General features: G+C 61.7%; 23 protein-coding genes and 1 riboswitch. Of the genes, 22 read left to right on the forward strand and 1 reads right to left on the reverse strand.

What is annotated here, in order from left to right:
* Nucleotides 1–24: 24 nt before the first annotated feature.
* On the reverse strand, nt 25–768 hold the full coding sequence (gene gpmA / locus EST62_RS03915; RefSeq protein WP_129050804.1) for a 2,3-diphosphoglycerate-dependent phosphoglycerate mutase: 744 nt from the start codon (nt 766–768) through the stop codon (nt 25–27).
* Nucleotides 769–1,103: 335 nt separating this feature from the next.
* Here gpmA and EST62_RS03920 point away from each other — a divergent pair, with 335 nt between their 5' ends.
* The 22 genes from EST62_RS03920 (at nt 1,104) to EST62_RS04025 (ending at nt 21,641) form a co-directional block, all read left to right on the forward strand.
* On the forward strand, nt 1,104–2,366 hold the full coding sequence (locus tag EST62_RS03920) for a nitronate monooxygenase (protein ID WP_129050805.1): 1,263 nt from the start codon (nt 1,104–1,106) through the stop codon (nt 2,364–2,366).
* A 117-nt stretch (nt 2,367–2,483) separates the two neighbouring features.
* The gene (locus EST62_RS03925; protein WP_167599166.1) at nt 2,484–3,491 is read left to right on the forward strand and encodes a hypothetical protein; all 1,008 of its coding nucleotides are present in this window, start codon (nt 2,484–2,486) and stop codon (nt 3,489–3,491) included.
* Between the two features lie 313 nt (nt 3,492–3,804).
* Nucleotides 3,805–4,347: an SUMF1/EgtB/PvdO family nonheme iron enzyme gene (locus tag EST62_RS03930; protein ID WP_371414672.1), complete on the forward strand. Its 543-nt coding sequence runs from the start codon at nt 3,805–3,807 to the stop codon at nt 4,345–4,347.
* A 272-nt stretch (nt 4,348–4,619) separates the two neighbouring features.
* The gene (locus tag EST62_RS03935) at nt 4,620–4,817 is read left to right on the forward strand and encodes a YqaE/Pmp3 family membrane protein (RefSeq protein ID WP_129050807.1); all 198 of its coding nucleotides are present in this window, start codon (nt 4,620–4,622) and stop codon (nt 4,815–4,817) included.
* Nucleotides 4,818–4,943: 126 nt separating this feature from the next.
* The gene (locus EST62_RS03940; RefSeq protein ID WP_129050808.1) at nt 4,944–5,282 is read left to right on the forward strand and encodes a hypothetical protein; all 339 of its coding nucleotides are present in this window, start codon (nt 4,944–4,946) and stop codon (nt 5,280–5,282) included.
* Between the two features lie 113 nt (nt 5,283–5,395).
* Nucleotides 5,396–6,058, forward strand: a complete 663-nt coding sequence (locus EST62_RS03945) for a transposase (RefSeq protein ID WP_209019406.1) — start codon at nt 5,396–5,398, stop codon at nt 6,056–6,058.
* A gap of 407 nt (nt 6,059–6,465) precedes the next feature.
* Nucleotides 6,466–6,678, forward strand: a riboswitch (cobalamin riboswitch).
* Between the two features lie 21 nt (nt 6,679–6,699).
* On the forward strand, nt 6,700–7,059 hold the full coding sequence (locus EST62_RS03950) for a hypothetical protein (RefSeq protein WP_129050809.1): 360 nt from the start codon (nt 6,700–6,702) through the stop codon (nt 7,057–7,059).
* A gap of 19 nt (nt 7,060–7,078) precedes the next feature.
* Nucleotides 7,079–7,870: a transporter gene (locus tag EST62_RS03955; protein ID WP_167599167.1), complete on the forward strand. Its 792-nt coding sequence runs from the start codon at nt 7,079–7,081 to the stop codon at nt 7,868–7,870.
* 10 nt (nt 7,871–7,880) lie between these two features.
* A complete protein-coding gene (locus EST62_RS03960) occupies nt 7,881–8,636 on the forward strand; it encodes an energy-coupling factor ABC transporter permease (RefSeq protein ID WP_167599168.1) in 756 nt (251 codons plus the stop codon).
* On the forward strand, nt 8,636–8,935 hold the full coding sequence (locus tag EST62_RS03965) for an energy-coupling factor ABC transporter substrate-binding protein (RefSeq protein WP_129050811.1): 300 nt from the start codon (nt 8,636–8,638) through the stop codon (nt 8,933–8,935). The genes EST62_RS03960 and EST62_RS03965 overlap by 1 nt, the downstream gene beginning before the upstream one ends.
* Nucleotides 8,932–9,717 carry a cobalt ECF transporter T component CbiQ gene (cbiQ, locus tag EST62_RS03970; protein WP_129050812.1) on the forward strand — a complete coding sequence of 262 codons (786 nt, stop codon included), beginning with the start codon at nt 8,932–8,934 and terminating at the stop codon, nt 9,715–9,717. Before EST62_RS03965 ends, cbiQ begins: the two co-directional genes overlap by 4 nt.
* The gene (locus EST62_RS03975; RefSeq protein ID WP_129050813.1) at nt 9,717–10,592 is read left to right on the forward strand and encodes an ATP-binding cassette domain-containing protein; all 876 of its coding nucleotides are present in this window, start codon (nt 9,717–9,719) and stop codon (nt 10,590–10,592) included. The genes cbiQ and EST62_RS03975 overlap by 1 nt, the downstream gene beginning before the upstream one ends.
* Nucleotides 10,573–11,370, forward strand: a complete 798-nt coding sequence (cobA, locus tag EST62_RS03980) for a uroporphyrinogen-III C-methyltransferase (protein WP_129050814.1) — start codon at nt 10,573–10,575, stop codon at nt 11,368–11,370. The genes EST62_RS03975 and cobA overlap by 20 nt, the downstream gene beginning before the upstream one ends.
* Nucleotides 11,367–12,290: a sirohydrochlorin cobaltochelatase gene (locus EST62_RS03985; protein WP_129050815.1), complete on the forward strand. Its 924-nt coding sequence runs from the start codon at nt 11,367–11,369 to the stop codon at nt 12,288–12,290. The genes cobA and EST62_RS03985 overlap by 4 nt, the downstream gene beginning before the upstream one ends.
* A gap of 308 nt (nt 12,291–12,598) precedes the next feature.
* Nucleotides 12,599–13,339 carry a precorrin-2 C(20)-methyltransferase gene (locus EST62_RS03990; protein ID WP_129050816.1) on the forward strand — a complete coding sequence of 247 codons (741 nt, stop codon included), beginning with the start codon at nt 12,599–12,601 and terminating at the stop codon, nt 13,337–13,339.
* Nucleotides 13,336–14,742: a precorrin-3B C(17)-methyltransferase gene (gene cobJ, locus EST62_RS03995; protein WP_167599169.1), complete on the forward strand. Its 1,407-nt coding sequence runs from the start codon at nt 13,336–13,338 to the stop codon at nt 14,740–14,742. Before EST62_RS03990 ends, cobJ begins: the two co-directional genes overlap by 4 nt.
* The gene (cbiE, locus tag EST62_RS04000) at nt 14,735–15,940 is read left to right on the forward strand and encodes a precorrin-6y C5,15-methyltransferase (decarboxylating) subunit CbiE (RefSeq protein ID WP_129050818.1); all 1,206 of its coding nucleotides are present in this window, start codon (nt 14,735–14,737) and stop codon (nt 15,938–15,940) included. Before cobJ ends, cbiE begins: the two co-directional genes overlap by 8 nt.
* A 3-nt stretch (nt 15,941–15,943) precedes the next feature.
* Nucleotides 15,944–17,818 carry a precorrin-4 C(11)-methyltransferase gene (gene cobM / locus EST62_RS04005; protein ID WP_129050819.1) on the forward strand — a complete coding sequence of 625 codons (1,875 nt, stop codon included), beginning with the start codon at nt 15,944–15,946 and terminating at the stop codon, nt 17,816–17,818.
* A gap of 10 nt (nt 17,819–17,828) precedes the next feature.
* Nucleotides 17,829–19,670 (forward strand): cobalt-precorrin-5B (C(1))-methyltransferase, encoded by a 1,842-nt coding sequence (locus EST62_RS04010; RefSeq protein WP_129050820.1) that lies wholly within the window; start codon nt 17,829–17,831, stop codon nt 19,668–19,670.
* Between the two features lie 142 nt (nt 19,671–19,812).
* Nucleotides 19,813–21,078 (forward strand): class I SAM-dependent methyltransferase, encoded by a 1,266-nt coding sequence (locus EST62_RS04015; RefSeq protein WP_167599170.1) that lies wholly within the window; start codon nt 19,813–19,815, stop codon nt 21,076–21,078.
* Nucleotides 21,079–21,118: 40 nt separating this feature from the next.
* A complete protein-coding gene (locus tag EST62_RS04020) occupies nt 21,119–21,379 on the forward strand; it encodes a CopG family ribbon-helix-helix protein (RefSeq protein ID WP_129050822.1) in 261 nt (86 codons plus the stop codon).
* Nucleotides 21,360–21,641: a type II toxin-antitoxin system RelE/ParE family toxin gene (locus tag EST62_RS04025; RefSeq protein ID WP_129050823.1), complete on the forward strand. Its 282-nt coding sequence runs from the start codon at nt 21,360–21,362 to the stop codon at nt 21,639–21,641. The genes EST62_RS04020 and EST62_RS04025 overlap by 20 nt, the downstream gene beginning before the upstream one ends.
* Nucleotides 21,642–21,817: the final 176 nt, after the last annotated feature.

Below are 21,817 nucleotides of genomic sequence, written 5' to 3' on the forward strand. Positions count from 1 at the left end.
TCTTTCGCGGCACGCTCGCCGTCTTCAGGCTTTGCCCTGTTTGGCGACAGCTTCCTGGGCCTTTTTCAGCTCCTCCTGATCGCCCAGGTAGTAGCTCCTGATCGGCGTCAGGTCATCGTCGAGTTCGTAGATCAGCGGAATGCCGGTCGGGATGTTCAGACCGACGATATCTTCGTCGGAGATGTTGTCGAGATACTTGACCAGCGCCCTGAGCGAGTTGCCGTGCGCGGTGACAATGACGTTCTTGCCATCCCTGATCTGCGGGGCGATGGTTTCGTGCCAGTAGGGAAGAAAGCGGGCGACCGTATCCTTCAGGCACTCGGTGGCGGGCAGCTCTTCGGGTGTGAGGGCGGCGTAACGGCGATCCTTGCCCGGCCAGAATTCATCGTTTTCGGTGAGGGCCGGCGGCGGGGTGTCGTAGCTGCGCCGCCAGACGAGCACCTGCTCGTCGCCGTGGCGCTGGGCGGTTTCGGCCTTGTTCAGACCCTGAAGCGCGCCGTAGTGACGCTCGTTGAGTCGCCAGGAACGGGTGACGGGAATCCACATCAGGTCCATCTCGTCGAGCACCGTCCAGAGCGTCCTGATGGCGCGTTTGAGCACCGAGGTGTAGGCCATGTCGAACACAAAGCCTTCATCTCTGAGCAGTTGACCGGCGGCCTTGGCCTCCCCTCTTCCTTTTTCGGAAAGATCGACATCCACCCATCCGGTGAAACGGTTCTCCCGGTTCCACTGGCTTTCACCGTGCCTCAGCAGGACAAGTTTCTTCATGTAACGCTCCTTGTGCTCGTAAAATTTATCTTGAAAAAAGAAAGAGAGTGCGCCATTTACAGGCTTGGCAATTTACTATTCTGAAAACCCATTCTCAAACATTCTCTCCGTCGCAGGCAGGGCCGCGCCATGCCTGGCGCAGGGGGATTTTTTATCCTGCGTTTACCGCCCATTATGGCATTATCGCTCGAAATATTATATCTTGTATGTTTTTTGACGCTTGACGACCGAACCAGACTTTCCGGCACCGGTTACCGTTGCCCGTCGGACAGCGAAACAAGCCAGCGCCCTCCGGGTGGCACCTCAGTAACCAGCACGTATCAGATCTGAACACCATGAACGTCAACAATTTCAGATTAAAGCTCGGCGGAAAAGAGTTCGTCCCCATCGTTATCGGCGGAATGGGAGTCAACATCTCGACGTCGGAGCTTGCCTTGTCGGCGGAACGGCTGGGCGGTATCGGTCATATCTCCGATGCCGAGGTGATGCAGGTCTGCGACCAGATATTCGGCACGACCTACGTGGCCGAAAAGCGTCAGCGGTACGCGCAGAACATCAACAATCGCGACAAATCGATCGTGCAGTTCGATCTGGAGCAGCTCGCCGAGGCGCAAAAGCGCTTTGTCTCCCATACCATCGCTCAGAAAACAGGCAATGGAGCGATCTTCATGAACTGCATGGAGAAGCTCACGATGAACAACTCCGCCGCGACACTCAAGGTGCGCATGGAGGCAGCCATGGATGCCGGAATCGACGGCATCACGCTGGCCGCCGGACTCAATCTGAGAAGCCTCGATCTTATCAGCGAACACGAACGGTTCCGTGACGTCAAGCTCGGCATCATCATCTCTTCGGTGCGAGCGCTCTCGATCTTCCTGAAACGAGCCATGCGTTTGCAGCGGCCGCCGGACTATATCGTGGTCGAAGGCCCGCTGGCCGGCGGCCATCTCGGCTTCGGCCCGGATGACTGGCAGTCGCAGAGCCTGCAAACGATCGTCACCGAAACCATCGCCTTCCTGAAAAAGGAGAATCTCGACATTCCGGTCATTCCTGCTGGCGGCATCTTCACCGGCACCGACGCGGTCGAGTACCTGCAAGCGGGCGCTGCCGCCGTGCAGGTGGCCACGCGCTTCACCATCGCCAGGGAAGCGGGCCTGCCGGACGAGGTCAAGCAGCATTACATCAACGCCAGCCCGGAGGATGTGGAGGTCAACCTTTCATCACCCACAGGCTACCCGATGCGAATGCTGAAGCAGTCGCCCACCTTGCAGTATGGTATGAAGCCGAACTGCGAGGGTCTCGGCTATCTGCTCGACAACAACGGTAAATGCTCTTACATCGACGACTACTACGAAGCGCTCGAATCAAGGAACCCCGCAGAGGGCCGTTTCGTGGTCAAAAACCACACCTGCCTCTGCACCGGCATGGCTCGCTACGACTGCTGGACCTGCGGCCATACGGTTTCGCGGCTGAAGGAGACCGCCAACCAGTTGCCGGACGGATCATGGCAGTTACCTTCCGCCGAGGATATTTTCATGGACTACCTCCTGAGCGAAAACCACTCGATCAGAAAACCGGAGATCGAAAAGCAGGTGTGAGCGTCGGTCTTTTTGCCTCAGACAATCAGATAGCTTACCTTGGATGGAAAGGAACAAGTGCGTCTCTCGCGCCTGTTCCATAACCATGTTCCGGCCAGAAACCAGCTTCCTTCCAACATGAAGAAACAACTGCTCTCCTGGTTGAGGCTGTCTGCCTCGTTCATCATCCTTCTCCTGGCGGCCATTGCCGTCAACCAGCTCTACAGCTTGTCGATGCTGCTTGAACGCTTCGTTCCCTTTTCCGGCTATGTGTTCCTCGGCTTCTGGGCGCTTTTTTTCATCGTCACGGCGGCCGCCGGGTTCCGGCTGTGGAGCGCGCCGAAAGCGCCGCCGCTGGCCGACCGGGTTGGCGGCAGCAACTTCGAGCCGTATATCGCCTGGCTGGGCAAATCGCTCGCCGTGCATCGCGCTCATCCCGATGGCGGCCAGCAAAAGCACGACCTGCGGTGGATCAAGGCCAACCTCAAGCTCCATGAGGTCGATGCGCTCAACACAACCAAAACCGTGGCCACGAAAAATTTTTTCATCGGAGCTTTCGCGCAGAACACCTCGTATGGCACAACCACCTCGCTCATCAACAATATCAAGCTGGTCTGGAGCATCTATACGAGCTACCACCGCAAGCACTCGCTTCGCGAGTTTCTGGTGCTGCTCCGCTCGGTCTATGAGTGCCTGCCGCTGTCGGACTTCAACAAGGACGAGCTTCCGGCGCACATCAAGCCGATCATCCAGTGCTCCTTCAGCAACACCCTCTCCTCGCTCCTGCCTGGCGGCAACCTCCTGACGCCCTTCTTCCTCAACCTGTTTCTGGCGGGCGCGACCAACACCTACCTCACCTGCCTGGCGGGCATCATCGCCTCGAAGCACTGCCAGGTGCTCTCGCTCGAAGACCGGCAGGAGATCGTGCAGCAAAGCATGTTCGAGGCCGCCTTCATGTTGCGGGAAATCGTCAAGGAGTGCAACCCGATCCTCTCCGTGACGATCAGCAACGCCGTCAAGAAAGCCGGCATCGAAAGCCTCGACACCGTCGGCGCGCCAACATCAGGCAGCGGCCTGGCGCAAGACATCGTCTCCCACCTCGCCAGCTCGATCAAGCACATTATTATGGAAAGCGGGAAAGAGTAAGGGAGAATTATGAATTATGAATTATGAATGTTGAATTATGAATTGAGAAGAGGGGAAAATGTTGCGACGGGAGGAAAGGATGCTGGGCTAAAGGCTCAATAATCGTCCAACCGTAGCGTCTGACGTGCTCAAGGAGTTCATTGAACTACTGTAAAACCTTCACCTGTCTCACGCACCGCCTCCTCAAAAAGGATGGTTTCCTGAGAGCCAGCCTTAGCTTCGTCATAGGCATGAAATATCATCTACTGAGCCTGCTATTTTCTTCATGGACAGGTCGAGAAGCCATACCTTATCGAAAAAGGAGGACACGAGTATGGCGCAACCACCATCACGCCGTCAGTACAGCAAGCAGTTCAGAATCGATGCTGTCGAGCTGAGTCTGAAAAGCAACAAAACCGCCAGTACCGCGCCTTCGTCGAAGCCACCGGCCACCAGCCGCCCGTCCGCCGACGCGCTTCCGCCGGTCATCGTCAACGAGCGCGAGGGTTCCTCGATGGTGCTCGTGCCCGCGGGCAAGTTCACGATGGGCGACGACCTCGACCGCGAGAACCCGCGGCGTAGCGTGCACCTCGAAGCGTTCTCCATCCCGGTCTATGCGTACCCCGAAGGGGTCTCCGGCTACGGCGCGTGGAACCAGAGCGGCAACATCATGGAGTGGTGCTCGATCTGGCAAGGCGAAGGCGATTTCGGAACCGCCACCGACGGCGACGACGCGCTCCGCCAGGAACGAGGAGGCTGCTGGCGCTACCCCGACAAATTCGCCTTCCGCGCCTCGCAACGCTCGTACGTCGTGCCGAAAGCGGTGAACGATTTCCGGGGATTCAGGTTGGTGCTGCCGGTGAAGCCGGGGGCGTGATGGGGTTGGTTTTGGGGGATTTTACGGTAAATTCTTTTTTGAATGATGGCTGGTTGAGTAGGCTTTGAAGAGTGAGGGTTCTGCTGATCCGTATCACACCACCGCAAAAAATGGTGTGATGAATGTAAGAGCTTGAAAAATAATGAATTATCTGATTTTATGACTGCTGGTTGCAGGCGTCTTATGCGGAAACCATATAAACACTGTTATGCGCAATACGAATTGAAGCTTATGATTGTAAATGACGCCTACTCACAAGGAGAAACACACAAATGAGATACCTTCTTGCAATTATCCTTCCTCCGGTTGCTGTTTTCCTATGTGGAAAACCAGTACAGGGAATTCTGAATATATTACTAACACTATTGTTTTGGATTCCCGGCATGATTCATGCCCTATTTGTCGTGAATAGTCATCTTGCCGATAAGCGAACAGATCGCATAGTAAATGCCATGAAATCTGAAGGTTAGTGTGGTTTCACGGACTGCATCGCATAACACGGCGCTTCACCCGACCAAAAACCGCGTTGCGGTTTTCGTCGGGTGAGCTGGGCGTTAGGCGGGTTGACGCAGCGAACGAGAAACGAGGCGAATGACATGAACCGAACCACGGAGAGCAGCGGCGTCGAAGCAGCGCGAGAGAGATGGCTCGACGCAAGCAAGGCGGCTTCCAAGCTCGCCGCCGAGCTCTTTCAGCCTGGTTCCGGCTACGGAGACCCGGATGCACGCGCGCAGGATGAGCACCGGCTGGAGTCGGCCCGGTTGGACGCAGAACGTCTCTTCCGCGAGTACCACGATCTCGACCGCCGCGACATGGAACTGAAGATGCTCGAGCTGCAACGCTCACAGCGCTTAGCGACCTGGGCGTCGTTTGCCGTTGCCGCGGTGGTCGGCTTGGCCACGGTGGTCAGCACGTTGGTTGCGCTGTTCAAGTGAAGATCCGTGAGTCGATGCCTAGTCTTGGATGGCACCCTACCAAGGCACCGCCTAACAACAGCATGCAGCGGACGGCGCTGCGCGCCGCCGGGTGACGCCAGTCGTTATGATCTATGATGAACTACGATCCATCAAAACATCATCGACGTTCAATTCGGTTGGCCGACTATGACTATTCAAAAGGCGGTGCATATTTCGTAACGATTTGTATTCGCAACGGCGACCAGATATTGGCAAACCCGCCAAAACCTATACCTCCTGTAGGGGTAGCCCTCGCGGCTACCCGTCTTCTCGAAACGCCTCCCAACCCCGAACCTGACTCCGCACTCCGATTCGATCTGACGCCAATCGGCGAAATTGTTGATCGCCATTGGCGAACGTTGCCCGAATGGTTTCCGATGGTGTCGTTGGACGAATACGTTGTCATGCCAAATCATTTGCATGGCATTGTGGTCATCAACGAATCAGAGCAATCGCGACAACGTGATGCCGGGAAAAGGGTAGGCGCGGGGGACAGGGTAGGCGCGAGGCCTACCCCTACAGGCCCTACGTTGGGAATGATTATCGGGGCGTTCAAGTCGAAGTCGGTCAAGGATGTTCTTGCTCACATTGAAGAGAACCGCCTGGATATGATCGGGAAAATCTGGCAGCGGAACTACTTTGAGCGGGTTATCAGAAATGAACGGGATTTGGGCAACATCAGAACGTATATCCGAAACAATCCCGGCAATTGGGAACGGGACAACGAAAACCCGGCAAGATTCGGTAACGGCTGACAAATCCATCCCCCGAACGCTCCGCAGGCATCGTGAACCACGATCCACCAACACATCATCGGTAAACCCGCCAAAACCTATACCTCCTGTAGGGGTAGCCCTCGCGGCTACCCGTCTTCTCGAAACGCCTCCCAATCCCGACGCCGATTCTGTACTCCGATTCGATCTGACGCCAATCGGCGAAATTGTTGATCGCCACTGGCGAACGTTGCTCGAATGGTTTCCGATGGTGGCGCGGTCATAGACGAACGGGAACAATCGGGGCGTGGTGATGGCGGGGACAGGGCAGGCGCGAGGAGAAGGGCAACCGCAAGGGATTGCCCCTACGGTCCCTGCATCGGGGGGAATCGTCCTGTTCGGGCCGAAAAAAATTCGTCCAGCATTTGCCCAGACCCTTCTTTTTCTTATACTTCATCCGATTATGTGGTGCCCGTCATGGAAACATGCGGGCTTAAAAGGGAATCCGGTGAGAGTCCGGAACAGTACCCGCTGCTGTAATCCCGCGCTGGCCGCAAGGCTGGCGACACGGTTCGCCGACAATGCCACTGTCCCGTTCAGGGATGGGAAGGCCGGCAGAATCCGGGAAAGTCAGAAGACCTGCCTCATATTTTTTGGCTTCGGGAATAAAGCAACATACTACCATGAAACACACCTCCGTTCCGCTTTTCGGAACAGGCTGGGTTCGGGCATCGATCTGGTCGATGCGCAGCCGACTGTTCCGCTCGCTTTTCAGTCGATTTGTTCCTCCTGTCTATCACGATCTGTTCCGTGCGCCGTTTGGCGTCCCGGCGCGATCCGTGCTGTTTTCCATCGACCCCCATCGATCCTGCCGCACTCATCTCATCGCCCATTTTTCGCCTTTTTCGCGTCAATCCGGTCAACACTATCATCAAGGGCATGACCCGTTCATCGTCACCTGTTATCAGTGCCGTTCAGGCTGTGACGGTTTTACCGTCGCCGGTCATCCGCTGACCGCCATTTCGTTCTGGCAATTCAACTGAAACAAGAGAACAAGTGATTATGAAAAAATATGTTATGGCGGCAGCATTGCTGTGCTGCTCCGCACCGGCTTATGCGGCCCATCCGCTCGTTACTGACGATACCGGCACCCAGGGCGCTGGCGGCTGGCAGGTCGAATGCACGACCGGATTTTCCTCCAACCGTGAAAACGACGGCGGAATCAGGATCAAAGAGCGCGAAACCGAGGCCGCGATGGTGGTTTCCTACGGTTTAGCGCAGGACATCGACATCGTTGCCGGTTTGCCGTACCTGTGGTATCAGGTGAAGGAAAATCAACTGGTTACCGCCGATAAAAGCGGCATTGGCGATATGACGCTCGAACTCAAGTGGCGGTTCTGCGAAAACGAAAAGAGCGGCTTCAGCCTCGCCCTGAAGCCCGGCATTTCGCTGCCGACCGGTGACGCCGACAAAGGCCTCGGTGCTGGCCGGGTGACCGGCGGCGCGGCGCTGATCGCCACCAAAGAGTTCGGGCCGCTGACGCTGCACGCCAACGCTGGCTACCATCGCAACGTTTACGAACTCGACGAGGATGCGGAGGCGTGCAACAAGCACGTCTGGAGCGCATCCGTGGCGGGCGAATATGCGTTTTCGGACAAGCTGAGGGCGGTGGCCGATATCGGCATCGAAACAGCCGAGGAGAAAGGGTCGCGAACGCATCCCGCATTCGTGGTGGGCGGCCTGATCTACAGCGTTACCGAAAACTTCGATTTCGATCTTGGCATCAAGGGTGGCCTGAACGATGCCGAACCCGATACGGCTGTGCTGCTGGGCGTGGCCGCACGATTCAATTAAAGGAGGAACGATGAAAACCATGGAATTCCGATTTATCGCCGTGCCTTCGATGACTGCGGCCATTCTTGCGCTCGGCAGTGGCGATGCATTTGCGATGCACATCATGGAGGGGTTCCTGCCCCCTTCGTGGAGTCTGTTCTGGACGGCGGTGTCGCTGCCCTTTTTCGTGCTCGGCTTCCGGTCGATGCGCAAGATCGTGGCCGACAATCCGCGCATGAAGCTGCTGCTCGCGATGGCGGGGGCGTTCGCGTTCGTGCTCTCGTCGCTCAAGATTCCCTCCGTGACCGGGAGCTGCTCGCACCCGACCGGCGTGGGGCTTGGCGCGATCATGTTCGGTCCGTCGGTGATGAGCGTGCTCGGCGCGATCGTGCTGCTTTTCCAGGCACTGCTGCTGGCGCATGGCGGGCTGACGACGCTTGGCGCGAACCTCTTTTCGATGGGCATCGCCGGGCCGTTCGTCTCTTACGGCATCTACAAGCTCGCCGACGGCATGAAGGCTCCGCGCTCGATGGCGGTCTTTCTCGGCGCGGCGCTGGGCGATCTGCTGACCTACGTCGTCACCTCGCTCCAGCTCGCGGCGGCGTTCCCGTCGGCGACCGGCGGGTTTGCCGCGGCGATGGTCAAGTTCCTCGGCATCTTCGCCGTGACGCAGGTTCCGCTCGCCGTGAGCGAGGGCATCCTGACGGTGATGGTTTATAACGCCATCCGCTCGTATGCCGGTGAAACCATGTTTGGCGGCGCAACGCTTTCCGGGGAGGTGAAGTGATGAAACGCTCGATTCTGAAAAATTTCCTGCTCGCGGCGCTGGTGATTGCGCTGGCCGCGGTGCCGCTGTTGACGATGAGCGATGCTGAATTCGGCGGCGCGGATGGCCAGGCCGAGGAGGCGATCACAGAGCTGCATCCGGAGTACAAGCCGTGGTTTGCGCCCTTCTGGGAGCCGCCGGGCGGCGAGGTCGAGAGCCTGCTTTTTGCGTTGCAGGCGGCGCTCGGCGCGGGCGTGCTGGGCTACGGCCTCGGCTACCTGCGGGCCTCGCGCCAGCCATCCGGAGCGGAGCGGGGTTGAGGACGCTCGACCACCACGCCGCGAGCTCCCGGCTGCGCGATGTCGCGCCGGGCTACAAGCTGCTCTTCGCGCTGCTGCCCGGCGAGATGGTGCTGTGGGCGGACTCCGTGCCCTTTTCGCTGCTGGTGTTCGCGCTGATGAGCGCGTCACTCATGCTGAAAGGGGGCGTTCGTCTCGCCGACTACCTCCGCTGGCTGCTGCTTCCGGCGGGATTTCTGGTGATCGGCACGGCGGCGGTGGCCGTCGATGCCTCCGCATCTCCGGGGGTATTCATCGTTTCCGTGCCGGTCGGCGGAGCGTCCATCGGCATCACCGCCGCCGGGGTCGCGATGGCGGCGCATCTCTGTTTCAGGGCGCTCGCGTCGGTCTCGTGCCTCTACTTCGTCGCCTTCACGACGCCCGTCGCCGATATCGGGCGGGCGATGGCGTCGGTTGGCCTTCCGCCGCTCTTCACCGAGATGACCTTGCTCGTTTATCGCTTCGTCTTCCTGCTTTTCGAGACCGCCTCGGAGATGGCTACCGCGCAGCGCTCGCGGCTCGGCTACGCGGGCACGGCGGCCTCGTTCCGCTCCCTCGCGTCGCTCGCCTCGAACCTCTTCCTCTTTTCGGCCCGCCGCGCCGAGGAGGTCTATGTGGCGATGGAGTGCCGGGGCTACGACGGCGCGATCCGCGTGCTCGCTTCGTCAAACGGAGCGCGGCAGCCGTCGTTCGTCGCTCTCGCGCTGCTGGAACTCACGCTGCTCGGTCTCGCCGTCGCCGCGCACTCCGGGAGGTTTTTCTGATGGCGTCGCCAGCCATTCTCCGAACCGAGGCGCTCCGGTGCGTCTGGCCGGATGGCACGGTGGCGCTCGATGGCGTCGCTCTTTCGATCCGCACGGGCGAAGTCACCGCGCTGCTCGGCGGCAACGGCGCGGGCAAGTCGTCGCTTTTGCTCAGCTTCAACGGCATCCTGAAGCCTCGCGCGGGCCGGGTGCTGCTGCGCGATGAGCCGCTCGACTATTCGTCACGGGGACTCAAAAGCCTGCGGCAGGAGGTTGGCATCGTCTTCCAGAACCCCGACGCGCAGCTTTTCGCGTCGAGCGTTTACGAAGACATCTCCTTCGGCCTCTGCAATCTCGGCCTGCCGGAGCCGGAGGCGCGGCGGCGGGTCGAGGCGGCGATGGAGCTGGTCGGCGTCGCGGAGCTGGCGCGCAAGCCGGTGCACCACCTCAGCTTCGGCCAAAAGAAGCGGGTCGCGCTGGCCGGGGTGCTGGCGATGGAGCCGTCGGTGTTGCTGCTCGACGAGCCGACGGCGGGCCTCGATCCGAAGGGCGCGGACGAGATCATGCGCTTCATCCGCGAGCTGCAACGCTCCTCCGCCATGACGGTGGTGGTCGCCACGCACGACATCGAGATGGTGCCACTCTTCTGTGACCGCGCCTGCGTGTTGGATCGGGGGCGGGTGCTCTTCGAGGGCGAGGTCGCCTCGATGTTCGAGCAGCGCGATCTCGTCCGGCGGGCTGGGCTGCGGCTGCCGCGCATCGCGCATCTGCTGGAGATTCTCGTCTCGAAGGACGGCTTCGCGCTGCCCGGCGCGGCGATGACGATTGGCGAAGCGCGAAAGGTTTTGAACACATTGAAAGAGGATCGAAAAGGCGATGAGCGGCGGCAAGGGTAAGGTTTTTCTGGTGGGTGGCGGGCCGGGCGATCCGGAGCTGCTGACCATGCGCGCGCACAAAGCGCTGCAATCGGCCGACGTGGTGCTGCACGACGCGCTCATCAGCCCGGAGATTCTCGCGCTGCTGCCGAACGGCGCGGAGCGGATCAGCGTCGGCAAACGCCTCGGCGATGGCAAGGATCAGACCGACCGCCAGACGAAAATCAACGACCTGCTCGCCCGTCACGCCCGCGCGGGAAAATTGGTCGTGCGGCTCAAAGCCGGTGACCCCTTCATGTTCGGGCGCGGCATCGAGGAGGTGCGCGCGCTTGCCGCCGCCGGAGCGCCGTGCGAGGTGGTGCCGGGCATCACGGCGGGTATCGCCGCCGCCGAGCTGTGCCGGATTCCGCTGACCGAGCGCTACCGGAACAGTTCGGCGCTCTTCTGCACCGGCCAGACCGCCGATTACTCGCTGGAGCATTTCGCGGCGGTGATCGAGCTGATGAAGGCGGGCACGCCGCTGGTGATGTACATGGGCTTTGAGCAGCTCGACAAAATCGTCGGGCGCTTCATTGAGTCCGGCCTGCCGCCGGAGCTACCGGCGTGCGCGGTTTCGCGCGTCTCGCGGAGCGACCAGGCGCTGGTTGCGGCCACGCTCGGCACGATTGTCCGGCAAATTCGCGAGCGCGAATTACCTCTGCCGGTGGTGTTCATCATCGGCGAACACGCCGTGCCGGAAGAGTGCGGGCAGAAAACAGATCGGACGGATCGGGGAAAATCACAGCTTCAACAAGCATGAGTAAACACAAAAAGCGTTCGCAGATCAACAAGAAGGCGATTCTGCTGGCCCATTTCGGCACCACGTATCCGTCGGCGCTGACCTCGCTGGAGAACATCCGGAGGCAGGTGCGGGCGCAGATTCCCGGCATCGAAGTGCGGCACTGCTTTACCTCGAACATGGTGCGCAACATCTGGTCGGCGCGGCGGCGCGATCCCCGGAAGTGGCTCGACGAGGGGGTGGCCGACGAGTTCCTGAACGTGCAGGGGTTCCTCGGCGCGATCGGCAACTTGCAGGACGGCAACTACCGGACGGTTATCGTGCAGCCGACCCACATGTACCACGGCGAGCAGTTCGAGGATCTGAAGTCCTACGTCTCGGCGCTCCAGTCGATCCGCACCATCAAGCGGGTCTGGTCGCCCTTCGAGAAGGTGGTGCTGTCGCGCCCGGCGCTCGGCACTTGCGGCATCGAGCACGACTACGCGGAGGACATCGAACAGGTGGCCGGGCTGTTCGACGACGATGTCGAACGCGCCCGCCAGCTCGACGCGGCGCTGGTTTATGTGGCGCACGGCAACGATTTCTTTTCGTCGGGCGCGTTTCACGAAACCTGTCAGGTGATGCGCAGCCGCTATCCGGGCGCACAGATTCACATCGGCATGGTCGAGGGGCGGCCTGGCGTCGAGGAGATCGTCGCCGGGGTGACGGGCAGCGGACGCAAGGCGGTGCTGCTGCGCCCGTTCATGATTACGGCGGGCGACCACGCGCACAACGACATTGCCGACGACGACCCCGGCTCGTGGAAGGGGGCGTTCGAGGCGGCGGGCTGCCGGGTCGAGACCCGCATGGAGGGGCTCGGTTCGGACGACCGCTTCGCCGCGCTCTTCGCCCGCCGGATTCTCGAAACCGCCGAAGACCACGGTATTGAGCTGTTGCCGTGAGGGGTGGGGCTGTTGTTTTGATTCTTTTGTAGGGGCAGACCTGTGTGTCTGCCCTGAGCTGAATTCACTCAGCATTCATCTTTTATTGCTTTGGCGACAAGAGAAGCCTGATACCACAATAAGAAGAAATTGGGCTAAAGCCCTTGTTTATTTGGCACTATCCATAAACCCCGGACTAAAGTCCGGGGCAATTGTTGAAGAGTTTTCATTATCGAAGTAATAAAAAATGAACCTCCGAGAAGATGCCGAGCAGGCGCTCGGCGTTCCCAGGGAAACAAGACACTGTTACTGACTTTTACATGCAATCAATGAACAAACAAGGCTCTCTCATCAGCGTTTCGCTTGGGCCGGGCGATCCCGGCCTCATCACCGTCAAGGCGCTGGCGCAGTTGCGCGAGGCTGACGTGATCTACTATCCCGGCACGGTCAGCGCTTCGGGCGCGGTGACGAGCGTGGCGCTCGATATTCTCGAAGCGTACGATCTCGATCCGTCGAAACTGCGCGGGATGCTCGTGCCGATGTCGCGCTCGCGCGAGGCCGCCGAGGCGAGTTACGCCGCGAACTACGCCGCGATGGCGGAAGAGGTGCGGACGGGCCGCCGGGTTGCGGTGGTGAGCGTCGGCGACGGCGGCTTTTACAGCACCGCGTCGGCGATCATCGAGCGGGCGCGGCTCGACGGCCTCGACTGCTCGATGACGCCCGGCATTCCGGCTTTTATCGCCGCCGGATCGGCTGCCGGAATGCCGCTCGCGTTGCAAAGCGACAGCGTACTCGTGCTGGCGCAGATCGACGAGATCGGCGAACTCGAACGCGCTCTCGCCTCGCACAGCACGGTGGTGGTGATGAAGCTCTCGACGGTGAAAAACGAACTGGTCAATTTCCTCGAACGGTACGCCAAACCCTTCCTCTACGCCGAAAAGGTGGGCATGGCGGGCGAGTTCATCACCATGGAGATCGAGGCCTTGCGGGGTCGCGCCATCCCCTACTTTTCGCTGCTGGTCTGCTCACCGCACTGCCGGCACTCAACCCTTTCGCCCTTTGCGTCATGAACGGCAAAATTACCGTTGCGGGTCTCGGCCCCGGCAGCGACTCGATGATGACCCCGCAGGTGCTCGAAGCGATCCGCGCCGCCGACGCGGTAGTTGGCTACACCGGCTACATGAAGAGCATCGCGCACCTGATTCCGGACTCCGTCCAGATCGTGGCGAACGGCATGACCGGCGAGATGCAGCGGGCCGAAGAGGCGTTCGTGCTGGCCTCGGAAGGGCGTCGCATCGTTGTCGTCAGCTCCGGCGACGCGGGCATCTACGGCATGGCGCCGCTCATTCTCGAACTGCACGCGAGCGGGCGCTGGCCCGATGTCGAAGTCGAGGTGCTGGCGGGCATCAGCGCCTTCCAGGCCGCCGCAGCGCGGCTCGGTGCTCCGGTGAGCCATGACTTCTGCGCCATTTCGCTCTCCGATTTGATGACGCCGTGGGAGGTGATCGAAAAGCGGATCGAGGCGGCGGCATCGGCGGACTTCGTGACGGCGGTTTATAACCCCCGCAGCCGCGACCGCTACTGGCAGATTCATCGCTTCAAAGAGCTGTTCCTGCGTCACCGCTCATCCTCAACGCCGGTCGGGATCGTTCGCAACGTTACGCGCAGCGACGAGTCGGTGGTGCTGACGACGCTCGGCGAGTTCGATCCTGATTCGCTCGACATGTTCACCGTCATGCTGGTGGGCAACTCGACCACCTTTTTCTCCGGCGAGCGGATGATTACGCCGAGGGGCTACTTCAGCCGCGAAGAGCCGGGTTCGACACCGGTCGGCCAGTCGATCATGAGCGGCAGCTTCCGCGCCATCGCCAGGCTGATGAAGCCGGACGGTCGTCCCGCCGACGAGCGTTGGGCGGTCATGCACACGATCCACACCACCGCCGATTTCGAGATGCAGGAGCTGTTCCACGCCTCGCCCGGCGCGATCCGGCGGTGGCACGAGGCGCTGACAGCCGGTGGTGCGACGATTGTCACCGACGTGACGATGGTGCAGTCGGGTCTGCGCAAGGCGGCGCTGGAGCGCTACGGCGTGACGGTGCGCTGCTACCTGCACGACGAGCGCGTGGCGGAGCTGGCCAAAAGCGCGGGCATCACGCGCAGCCAGGCGGGGATGCGGCTTGCCGCGCAGGAGCATCCCGACGCGCTCTTCGTCGTCGGCAACGCTCCGACCGCGCTCCTGGAGCTGGCCTCGCTGTTGCATCGCGGCGGCTTTGCGCCGATGGGGGTGATTGGCGCTCCGGTGGGCTTCGTGAACGTGGTCGAGTCGAAGCACCGGCTCAAGGCGGCGGCGGGCGCGACGCCGATTGCCCTCATCGAGGGGCGCAAGGGGGGCAGCGCGATTGCCGCCACCATCGTCAACGCCGCCTTCAGTCTCGACGAGGCGGAGGTGATGAATCCGGGGCGCGATGTCTGAGCAGTTCACGCTCATCGGCCTCAGCGACAGCGCGGAGCCGCGTCTCGATCCCGCCGCCATCGAGGCGATTGGTGCGGCCCGCATCTTCGCGGGCGGGGAGCGCCACCGCGAGATTGTCGGCGGGCTGCTTCCCGCCGGACACCGCTGGATCACCATCGCGCCGCCGATTGACGGGGTGCTGTCGCAACTTGCCGAAGCCGAGGAGCCGGTGGTGGTCTTCGCCTCCGGCGACCCCTTTTTCTACGGCTTCGGGGCGACCTTGCAGAATCGCTTTCCCGGCGCGTCGATGCAGAGCTTCCCGGCATTCCACTCGCTCCAGATGCTCGCGCAGCGCTGCCTGATTCCGTACCAGTCGATGCGCCACGTCTCACTCACCGGGCGAAGCTGGGAGGAGCTGGACTGCGCTCTGATCGCGGGTGAGCGGCTCATCGGCGTCCTGACCGACGCCCGAAAAACCCCGCCGGAGGTAGCGCGGCGGCTGCTCGATTTTGGCTATTCGGGCTACCGGATGGTGGTCGGCGAAGCGCTCGGCGGCCAGAGCGAGCGCCTCACGCACTGCACGTTGGAGGAAGCCGCCGGGATGGAATTTGGCCGCCTGAACTGCCTTTTGCTCGAAGCCACGGAGCCGCCGAAGCGCCGGTTCGGCATTCCCGAAAACCTGTTCGACGGCTTGCCGGGGCGGCCCAACATGATTACCAAAATGCCCTTTCGCCTGGCCGCCCTCGCCGCGCTGGAGCTGGGCCGGGCGCGCACCTTCTGGGACGTGGGCTTCTGCACCGGCTCGGTGGCCGTCGAAGCACGCCTTCAGTTTCCGGGCCTCGCGGTGACCGCCTTCGAGAAGCGCCCCGAGTGCGATGCCCTGCTGGAGAAGAACGCCCGTCGCTTCGGAGCGCCCGGCATCGCGAAGGTGATGGGCGACTTCCTCGAACAAAATCACCGCGCCCTCTGCGGCAGCGATGGAGTCGATGCGGTCTTCATCGGCGGCCACGGCGACCGGCTGGGCGAGCTGTTCGCCGCCGTCGCTAACCATCTCGCTCCCGGAGGCCGGGTGGTGATGAACGCCGTCCGCGAGTCGAGCGCCAGCGCCTTCGCCGCGAGCGCCGCCCGCTGCGGCATGGAACTCGCCGAGCCGCTGCGCCTCGCCGTCGGCGACCACAACCCCGTGACGGTGATGAAGGCGGTGAAACTAAACCCATAACTCATGCACGAACGAATCGCCATTATCGCCATCACCGAAACCGGAATCGCGCTCGGTCACTTACTGAAAAGCCTGCTCGTGGCCGACGGGTTTGCCGGTTGCAAGCTGTTCTCGTCCCGCGCTGCCGAGGGTGTCGAACCCATCGAGAGCGTGCCCGCCTTTGTCCGCCAGTCGTTCGGCAGCTTCGACGCCTTTCTCTTTATCGGCTCGCTCGGCATCTGCGTGCGTTCGATTGCGCCGGTGTTGCAGAGCAAGCAGCTCGACCCGGCGGTCATCAACTGCGACGAGTCCGGGCGCTTCGTGCAGAGCGTGTTGTCGGGCCATGCGGGCGGGGCGAACGCGCTGGCCGGGCGGGTTGCGCGGCTGCTGGGGGCGCAGGCGGTGCTGAGCACGTCGAGCGATGTGCAGGGGTTGTGGCCGCTCGACATTCTGGGGCGCGAAGAGGGGTGGAGCGTGGAGTTCGCCTCGCCGGTCGCCGGGGAGACGATCACCACGGCGATGGCGGCCTTCGTGAACCACGAGCCGACGACGCTGCTCTTCGACATTCGCGATGCGCTCACCGACCAGCTCGAACGCACCGCACCGCCGTTCGTCACGATGGCGTATCGCTATGAAGATGTCGATTTCAGCACCTGCCGTCTGTTGCTGGCTGTCACGCCGCGCCTCATCGACGCGCCGGTGCAGACGATTTGCTATCGCCCGAAGGTGCTCTGCGTTGGCGTTGGGTCGGAGCGGGGCATCGATCCCGAACGGTTCGTCAGCTCGATCTCCGAACAATTTGCGAGCAAAGGCGTCTCCGTGCGCTCGATCCGCAGCGTGGGGTCGGTCGATTTCAAGCTGGATGAAAAAGCCTTCGTCGCTTTTGCCGAATCGTGCGGCGTGGCGCTGAAGGGCTTCGCTCCGGAGCGGCTCGAAAGCGCCGGGCCGGTGCCCAATCCGTCCGATGTCGTTTTCCGAAAAACCGGCGTGCACAGCGTCTCCGAAGCTTCGGCGGCGCTGCTCTCCGGCGAGAACCGGTGGCTGGTCGAGAAGCAGAAGGTCGCCCTCGACGGCTTTCCCGAAGGTCAGCCTCGCCACTACACCTTCGCCGTCAGCCTTTTGCGCGGGGCCGAACGGCGGGGGCGCATCGCCATTGTCGGGGCGGGGCCGGGTGATCCGGAGCTGGTGACGGTCAGGGGCAGGCGCTACCTCGAAAAGGCCGACCTGATCCTCTACGCAGGCAGCCTCGTGCCGGAGAAGCTGACCCACTGCGCCAAACCGGGGGCGCTGGTGCGGAGTTCGGCTTCGCTCTCGCTCGAAGAGCAGTTCGCGTTGATGGAGCAATTCTACCGGCAGGGCAAGTTCGTCGTGCGGCTGCACACCGGCGATCCGTCGATCTACGGAGCGATTCAGGAGCAGATGGCCTTTTTCGACGCCGAAGGGTTCGAGTACGAAATCGTGCCGGGCGTCTCGTCGTTTCAGGCGGCGGCGGCGGTGTTGCAGTCGCAGTTCACCGTGCCGGAAAAGGTGCAGACCATCATTCTGACGCGCGGCAGCGGGCGCACACCGGTGCCGGACCGGGAGCGGCTCTCGGAGCTGGCCCGCGCGCGGGCGACCATGTGCGTCTATCTCAGCGCCGAGTGGAGCGACGAGGTGCAGTCCGAATTGCTTGAACACTACTCACCCGAAACCCCTGTGGCGGTCTGCTACCGGCTCACCTGGGACGATCAGCAGGTGTGGCGCGGGCGGCTCGACGAGCTGTCGGCGCTCGTCCGGCAGAGCGGCAAAACCCGCACGGTGCTGCTGGTGGTCGGCGAGGCGATCGGCGCGCGCGGCGGACGCTCGAAGCTCTACGATCCAGCGTTCACCCACGGCTTCCGCGAAGGGCGCGGCGCATGAGGGAGGCGGCATGATTCTGCTCTTCGGCGGCACCACCGAGGGGCGGAAGGCAGCGGCACTCTGCGACCGGCTCGGTCTGCCCTTCATCTACTCGACCAAAACTCGCGTCGAGCCGTTCGCGACCTCGCACGGCGAGTTCCGCCACGGAGCGCTCGACGAGGCGGCGATGGCGGAACTCATCGCTTCGCACGGCGTCCGCCTTGTCATCGACGCCGCCCACCCCTTTGCTTCGCGTTTGCACTACTCGCTGTTCGAGGTTTGCCAGCGCCTCGCCGTTCGCCGGATCCGCTTCGACAGGCCGGTCTCGCCACTTCCGTCGGCATCGTGGATTCATCCGGTGGCCGACTTCACCGAAGCCCTCGGCCTCCTGGAGCAGCTCGAACCGGCGAAGCTTCTCGCGCTCACCGGTGTGCAGTCCGCCGCCCCGTTGCGCCCGTGGTGGCGTCGGCGCGAGATGCTTCTGCGTATCCTGCCGTCTCCGGCTTCGATGGAGCTGGCGCGGCGCGAAGGGTTCCCCGAAGCGAAGCTGCTGCCGATGAGTCCCGACGGCCCGGACGAGGCGCTCGAAGCGCTGGTGCGGTCGCATGGCGTCGATTGCCTGCTCGCCAAGGAGAGCGGCGAGTCGGGCTTTTTCCCGGCGAAGCTGCGGGTTGCCGAGCGGTGCGCCATTCCGGTGATCGTCATCCGCCGCCCGTCCGCTCCGGCTTGCGACACCGTCATCTTCTCCGTCGAAGACCTCGAAGCTCGCCTGACGGAGCACCCCGCCCTGAAGCCGCTCCGCACGGGCTACACCACCGGAGCCTGCGCTGCCGCCGCCACGAAAGCCGCCATGATCGCGCTGCTCGACGGCGCCGCGCCCGAGTCGGTCACGATCACGCTGCCCTCCGGCAAAGTCGCCAGCTTCGGGATCGTCTCGTACCGTGCAGAGCAAGGGCGTGCGCGATGCGGCGTGCGGAAGTTCGCGGGCGATGATCCCGACGTGACGCACGGCCTGTTGATTGTCAGCGAGGTCGCGCTCGTTCCAGACGGCGAGCGGGGCGAGGTGCGCTTCCTGCAAGGCGAGGGGGTTGGCAGGGTGACGCTGTCGGGGCTGGAGATTCCGCCCGGCGAACCGGCGATTAACCCAGTGCCGCGCCGGATGATCCGGGAGTGCATCGCCGGAGAACTGCGCCAGCGCGGGTTGCGCCACGCCGTCGCGGTCACGATTTCGGTGCCCGGCGGGGAGGCGGTCGCACGCAAAACGATGAACGAGCGGCTCGGCATCACCGGCGGCATCTCGATCCTTGGCACCAGCGGCGAGGTCGTGCCCTACTCGATGGAGGCTTGGCTCGCCAGCATCCGCCAGTCCATCGCCGTCGCCGCCGCCAACGGTTGCACGACCCTCGCCCTCACCTCCGGCCTCCGGAGCGAACGTCATCTCCGCACGCTCTCCCCAGACCTGCCGGAACTAGCCAGCATCCACTATGGCAACTTCATCGGACGTACCCTTGAACTCGCAAGCGAGCACGGCGGATTCAGCCGCGTCATCGTCGGCGTCATGCTCGCCAAAGCCACCAAACTCGCCCAGGGCGAGGCCGACCTCTCCAGCCGCGCCGTTCCGCTCGATCCCCATTGGCTCGCCAATCTCGCCACAGACCTCGGCTACAGCCCGGCCATCACGAGCCAGCTCGCCGACCTCCGCCTCGTTCGGAACGTGACCGACCTTATCGCCTTCACCAGCGACGAACCGCTCTATCCGGCCATCGCCAACGCCTGCCGAAAGGCCTGCCGCCAATGGCTTCCCGACACGCCGCTGACCTTCGCGCTGTTCGACATGGAGGGAAGGGCGGTGGTCGCGGAAAACGATGCGTGATAGTCCTGAACATCCACGGCCCCTTCCCAAGAAATGAAATCGGGGAACTTGCCTTCTGACGGTGAGGATTCCGGTTTTCGGGGTGTTGGGTATAGTCGCGGCGGCTTTTCAGCCGATATTTACCAACAGCATGAATACCGATATGACCTTTGTACCAAAGCCTGGCAGGGCGTCGATAGCGTTTACTTTGTCATGGCAAAGCTCCGTTGCCGCTCACCGCGAACGGGTGTTCGTGCGGAAAATCAATTTCTGGCGCGACATTTTTCCGGGCGACATGTTCGACGAGGCGGCGGCTCTCCGGCCCGGCGAAAGCTGCTCGCGGCAGTTCGATGCCGGAGCGCTCGTGCCGCCGTTCAGCGCAAGCAACATCGTGACCTGCCCGCGTTCCCGCTTCGGCAAGCTTCAGGACGGCAGCGCCGTCACGCCGGTCGCGGGGCGGTTCTACCCGCAGGGGCTGGCGTGGAGCGCGCTCGGCTGTTTCAGCGGCAACATGACGCCGTTCCGCGTCATCTCGGTCGGCGACAAAGAGCTGCTCTGCGACACCAATCACCCGCTCGCCCGCTACCCGTTACAGCTCGATGCCGAGTGCGTCGAAATTCTCGCCATGCCCGAAGAGCGCGGCGGATCGTGCATCGACATCGCCGAACTCATTACGCTCGACGGGCCGGGGATGCAAATTCCGGGCGGCGCGGGCGACACAGACTTCTTCGGCGACTATCCGTTCCGGCGGCGGAACGAGCAGAATGACCGCCTCTTCTACCGCGAGCCGCGGATGGTGGAGCATCTCGACGATACGGCTATCGGCAACGTTCGCGAACTCTACGGCAGGCTGCTCGACGGCGGCGCGAAGGTGCTCGACCTGATGAGCAGTTGCTCGTCGCACTTGCCGGAGCCGCCCGCGCGTTTTGACGTGACCGGGCTTGGCCTCAATGCCGAAGAGCTCGAAAGCAATCCCCGGCTCTCCCGCCGCGTCGTGCACGATTTGAACCGTGACTCCGCGCTGCCCTTCGCCGACGGCGAATTCGACGCCGTCATCTGCACGGTCTCCATCGAATACCTCGTCCGCCCGGTCGAGGTTCTGCGGGAGGCGCAGAGAGTCACCCGCCCCGGCGGCAAGGTGGTGACGGTCTTCTCGCACCGCTGGTTTCCGGGCAAGGAGATTCAGCCCTGGCCGGAGCTGCACCCCTTCGAGCGCCTCGGCCTGGTGCTCGACTGCTACTGTAAAGCTGGCGGGTACGGCGACCTCCGCACCGAAACCGTGCGAGGCTACCTGCGTCCGGACGACGACCCGCATATCCGGGAAAGCATCCTCTCTGACCCGGTGTTCGCGGTGTGGGGCAGCGTTGGGGGGAGAGGCCGCTTTCCTGAAAAAAATTGGAGAATCATGGATGGGGGCGTATTATGGTGAAGTGCGATGAAATACGATAAATCTCGATGTAGCAATTGCCATGACGACAACGACAAAACGTGAACAGGTCAGCTTCAAACTGGACGCCGACAAGAAGAGGCGGCTCGAAGCTCTTGCTATCGCTACCAGAAGAACCCGGACTTTTGTCCTTGAGGAAGCCGTCAATCAATATCTCGATCTCAATGAATGGCAGCTCAAAAGCATCGAGGAGGGGCTGGCAGATGCGAAGGCGGGCAGGGTTGTTGACAGCGAGACGCTCGTGAAGCAGCTGGAGCAGCGAGTTGAACGTAGTCTGGACTGAGACGGCGCTGAAACGCCTCGATGAAATCGAAGCGTACATCAAACAGGAGAGTGAGCGGGCAGCCAGAAAAACGATTTTGAGTCTGGTCAACAAGACCATAGAACAGCTAACCCACTACCCCGGAAGCGGCAAGCCCGGACGTCTCTACGGCACGCGCGAGCTGTTTTTTCTGGATATTCCTTATCTGGTCGTTTACACAGCCGATACCGAAAAAGTAACAGTCATCACCGTATTTCATACCGCGCAAAACTATCATCCGTAAGTTGCGAAAGGCTCAGGAGGTTTTGATAGAGAGTTGGTGGGGTGATTATTTATTATTCTTTTTTGTCTTCATATAAAGACTTTAAATCTCTATGGGATATATTCCCCGAAGCTCTGCTTCGTTAAAGATAAAAGTGTAATAATTGAGCACATATATTCATAAAAGTCATAATGTAT

The organism is Chlorobaculum sp. 24CR (assembly GCF_004118635.1).
Classification (GTDB): Bacteria; Bacteroidota; Chlorobiia; order Chlorobiales; family Chlorobiaceae; genus Chlorobaculum.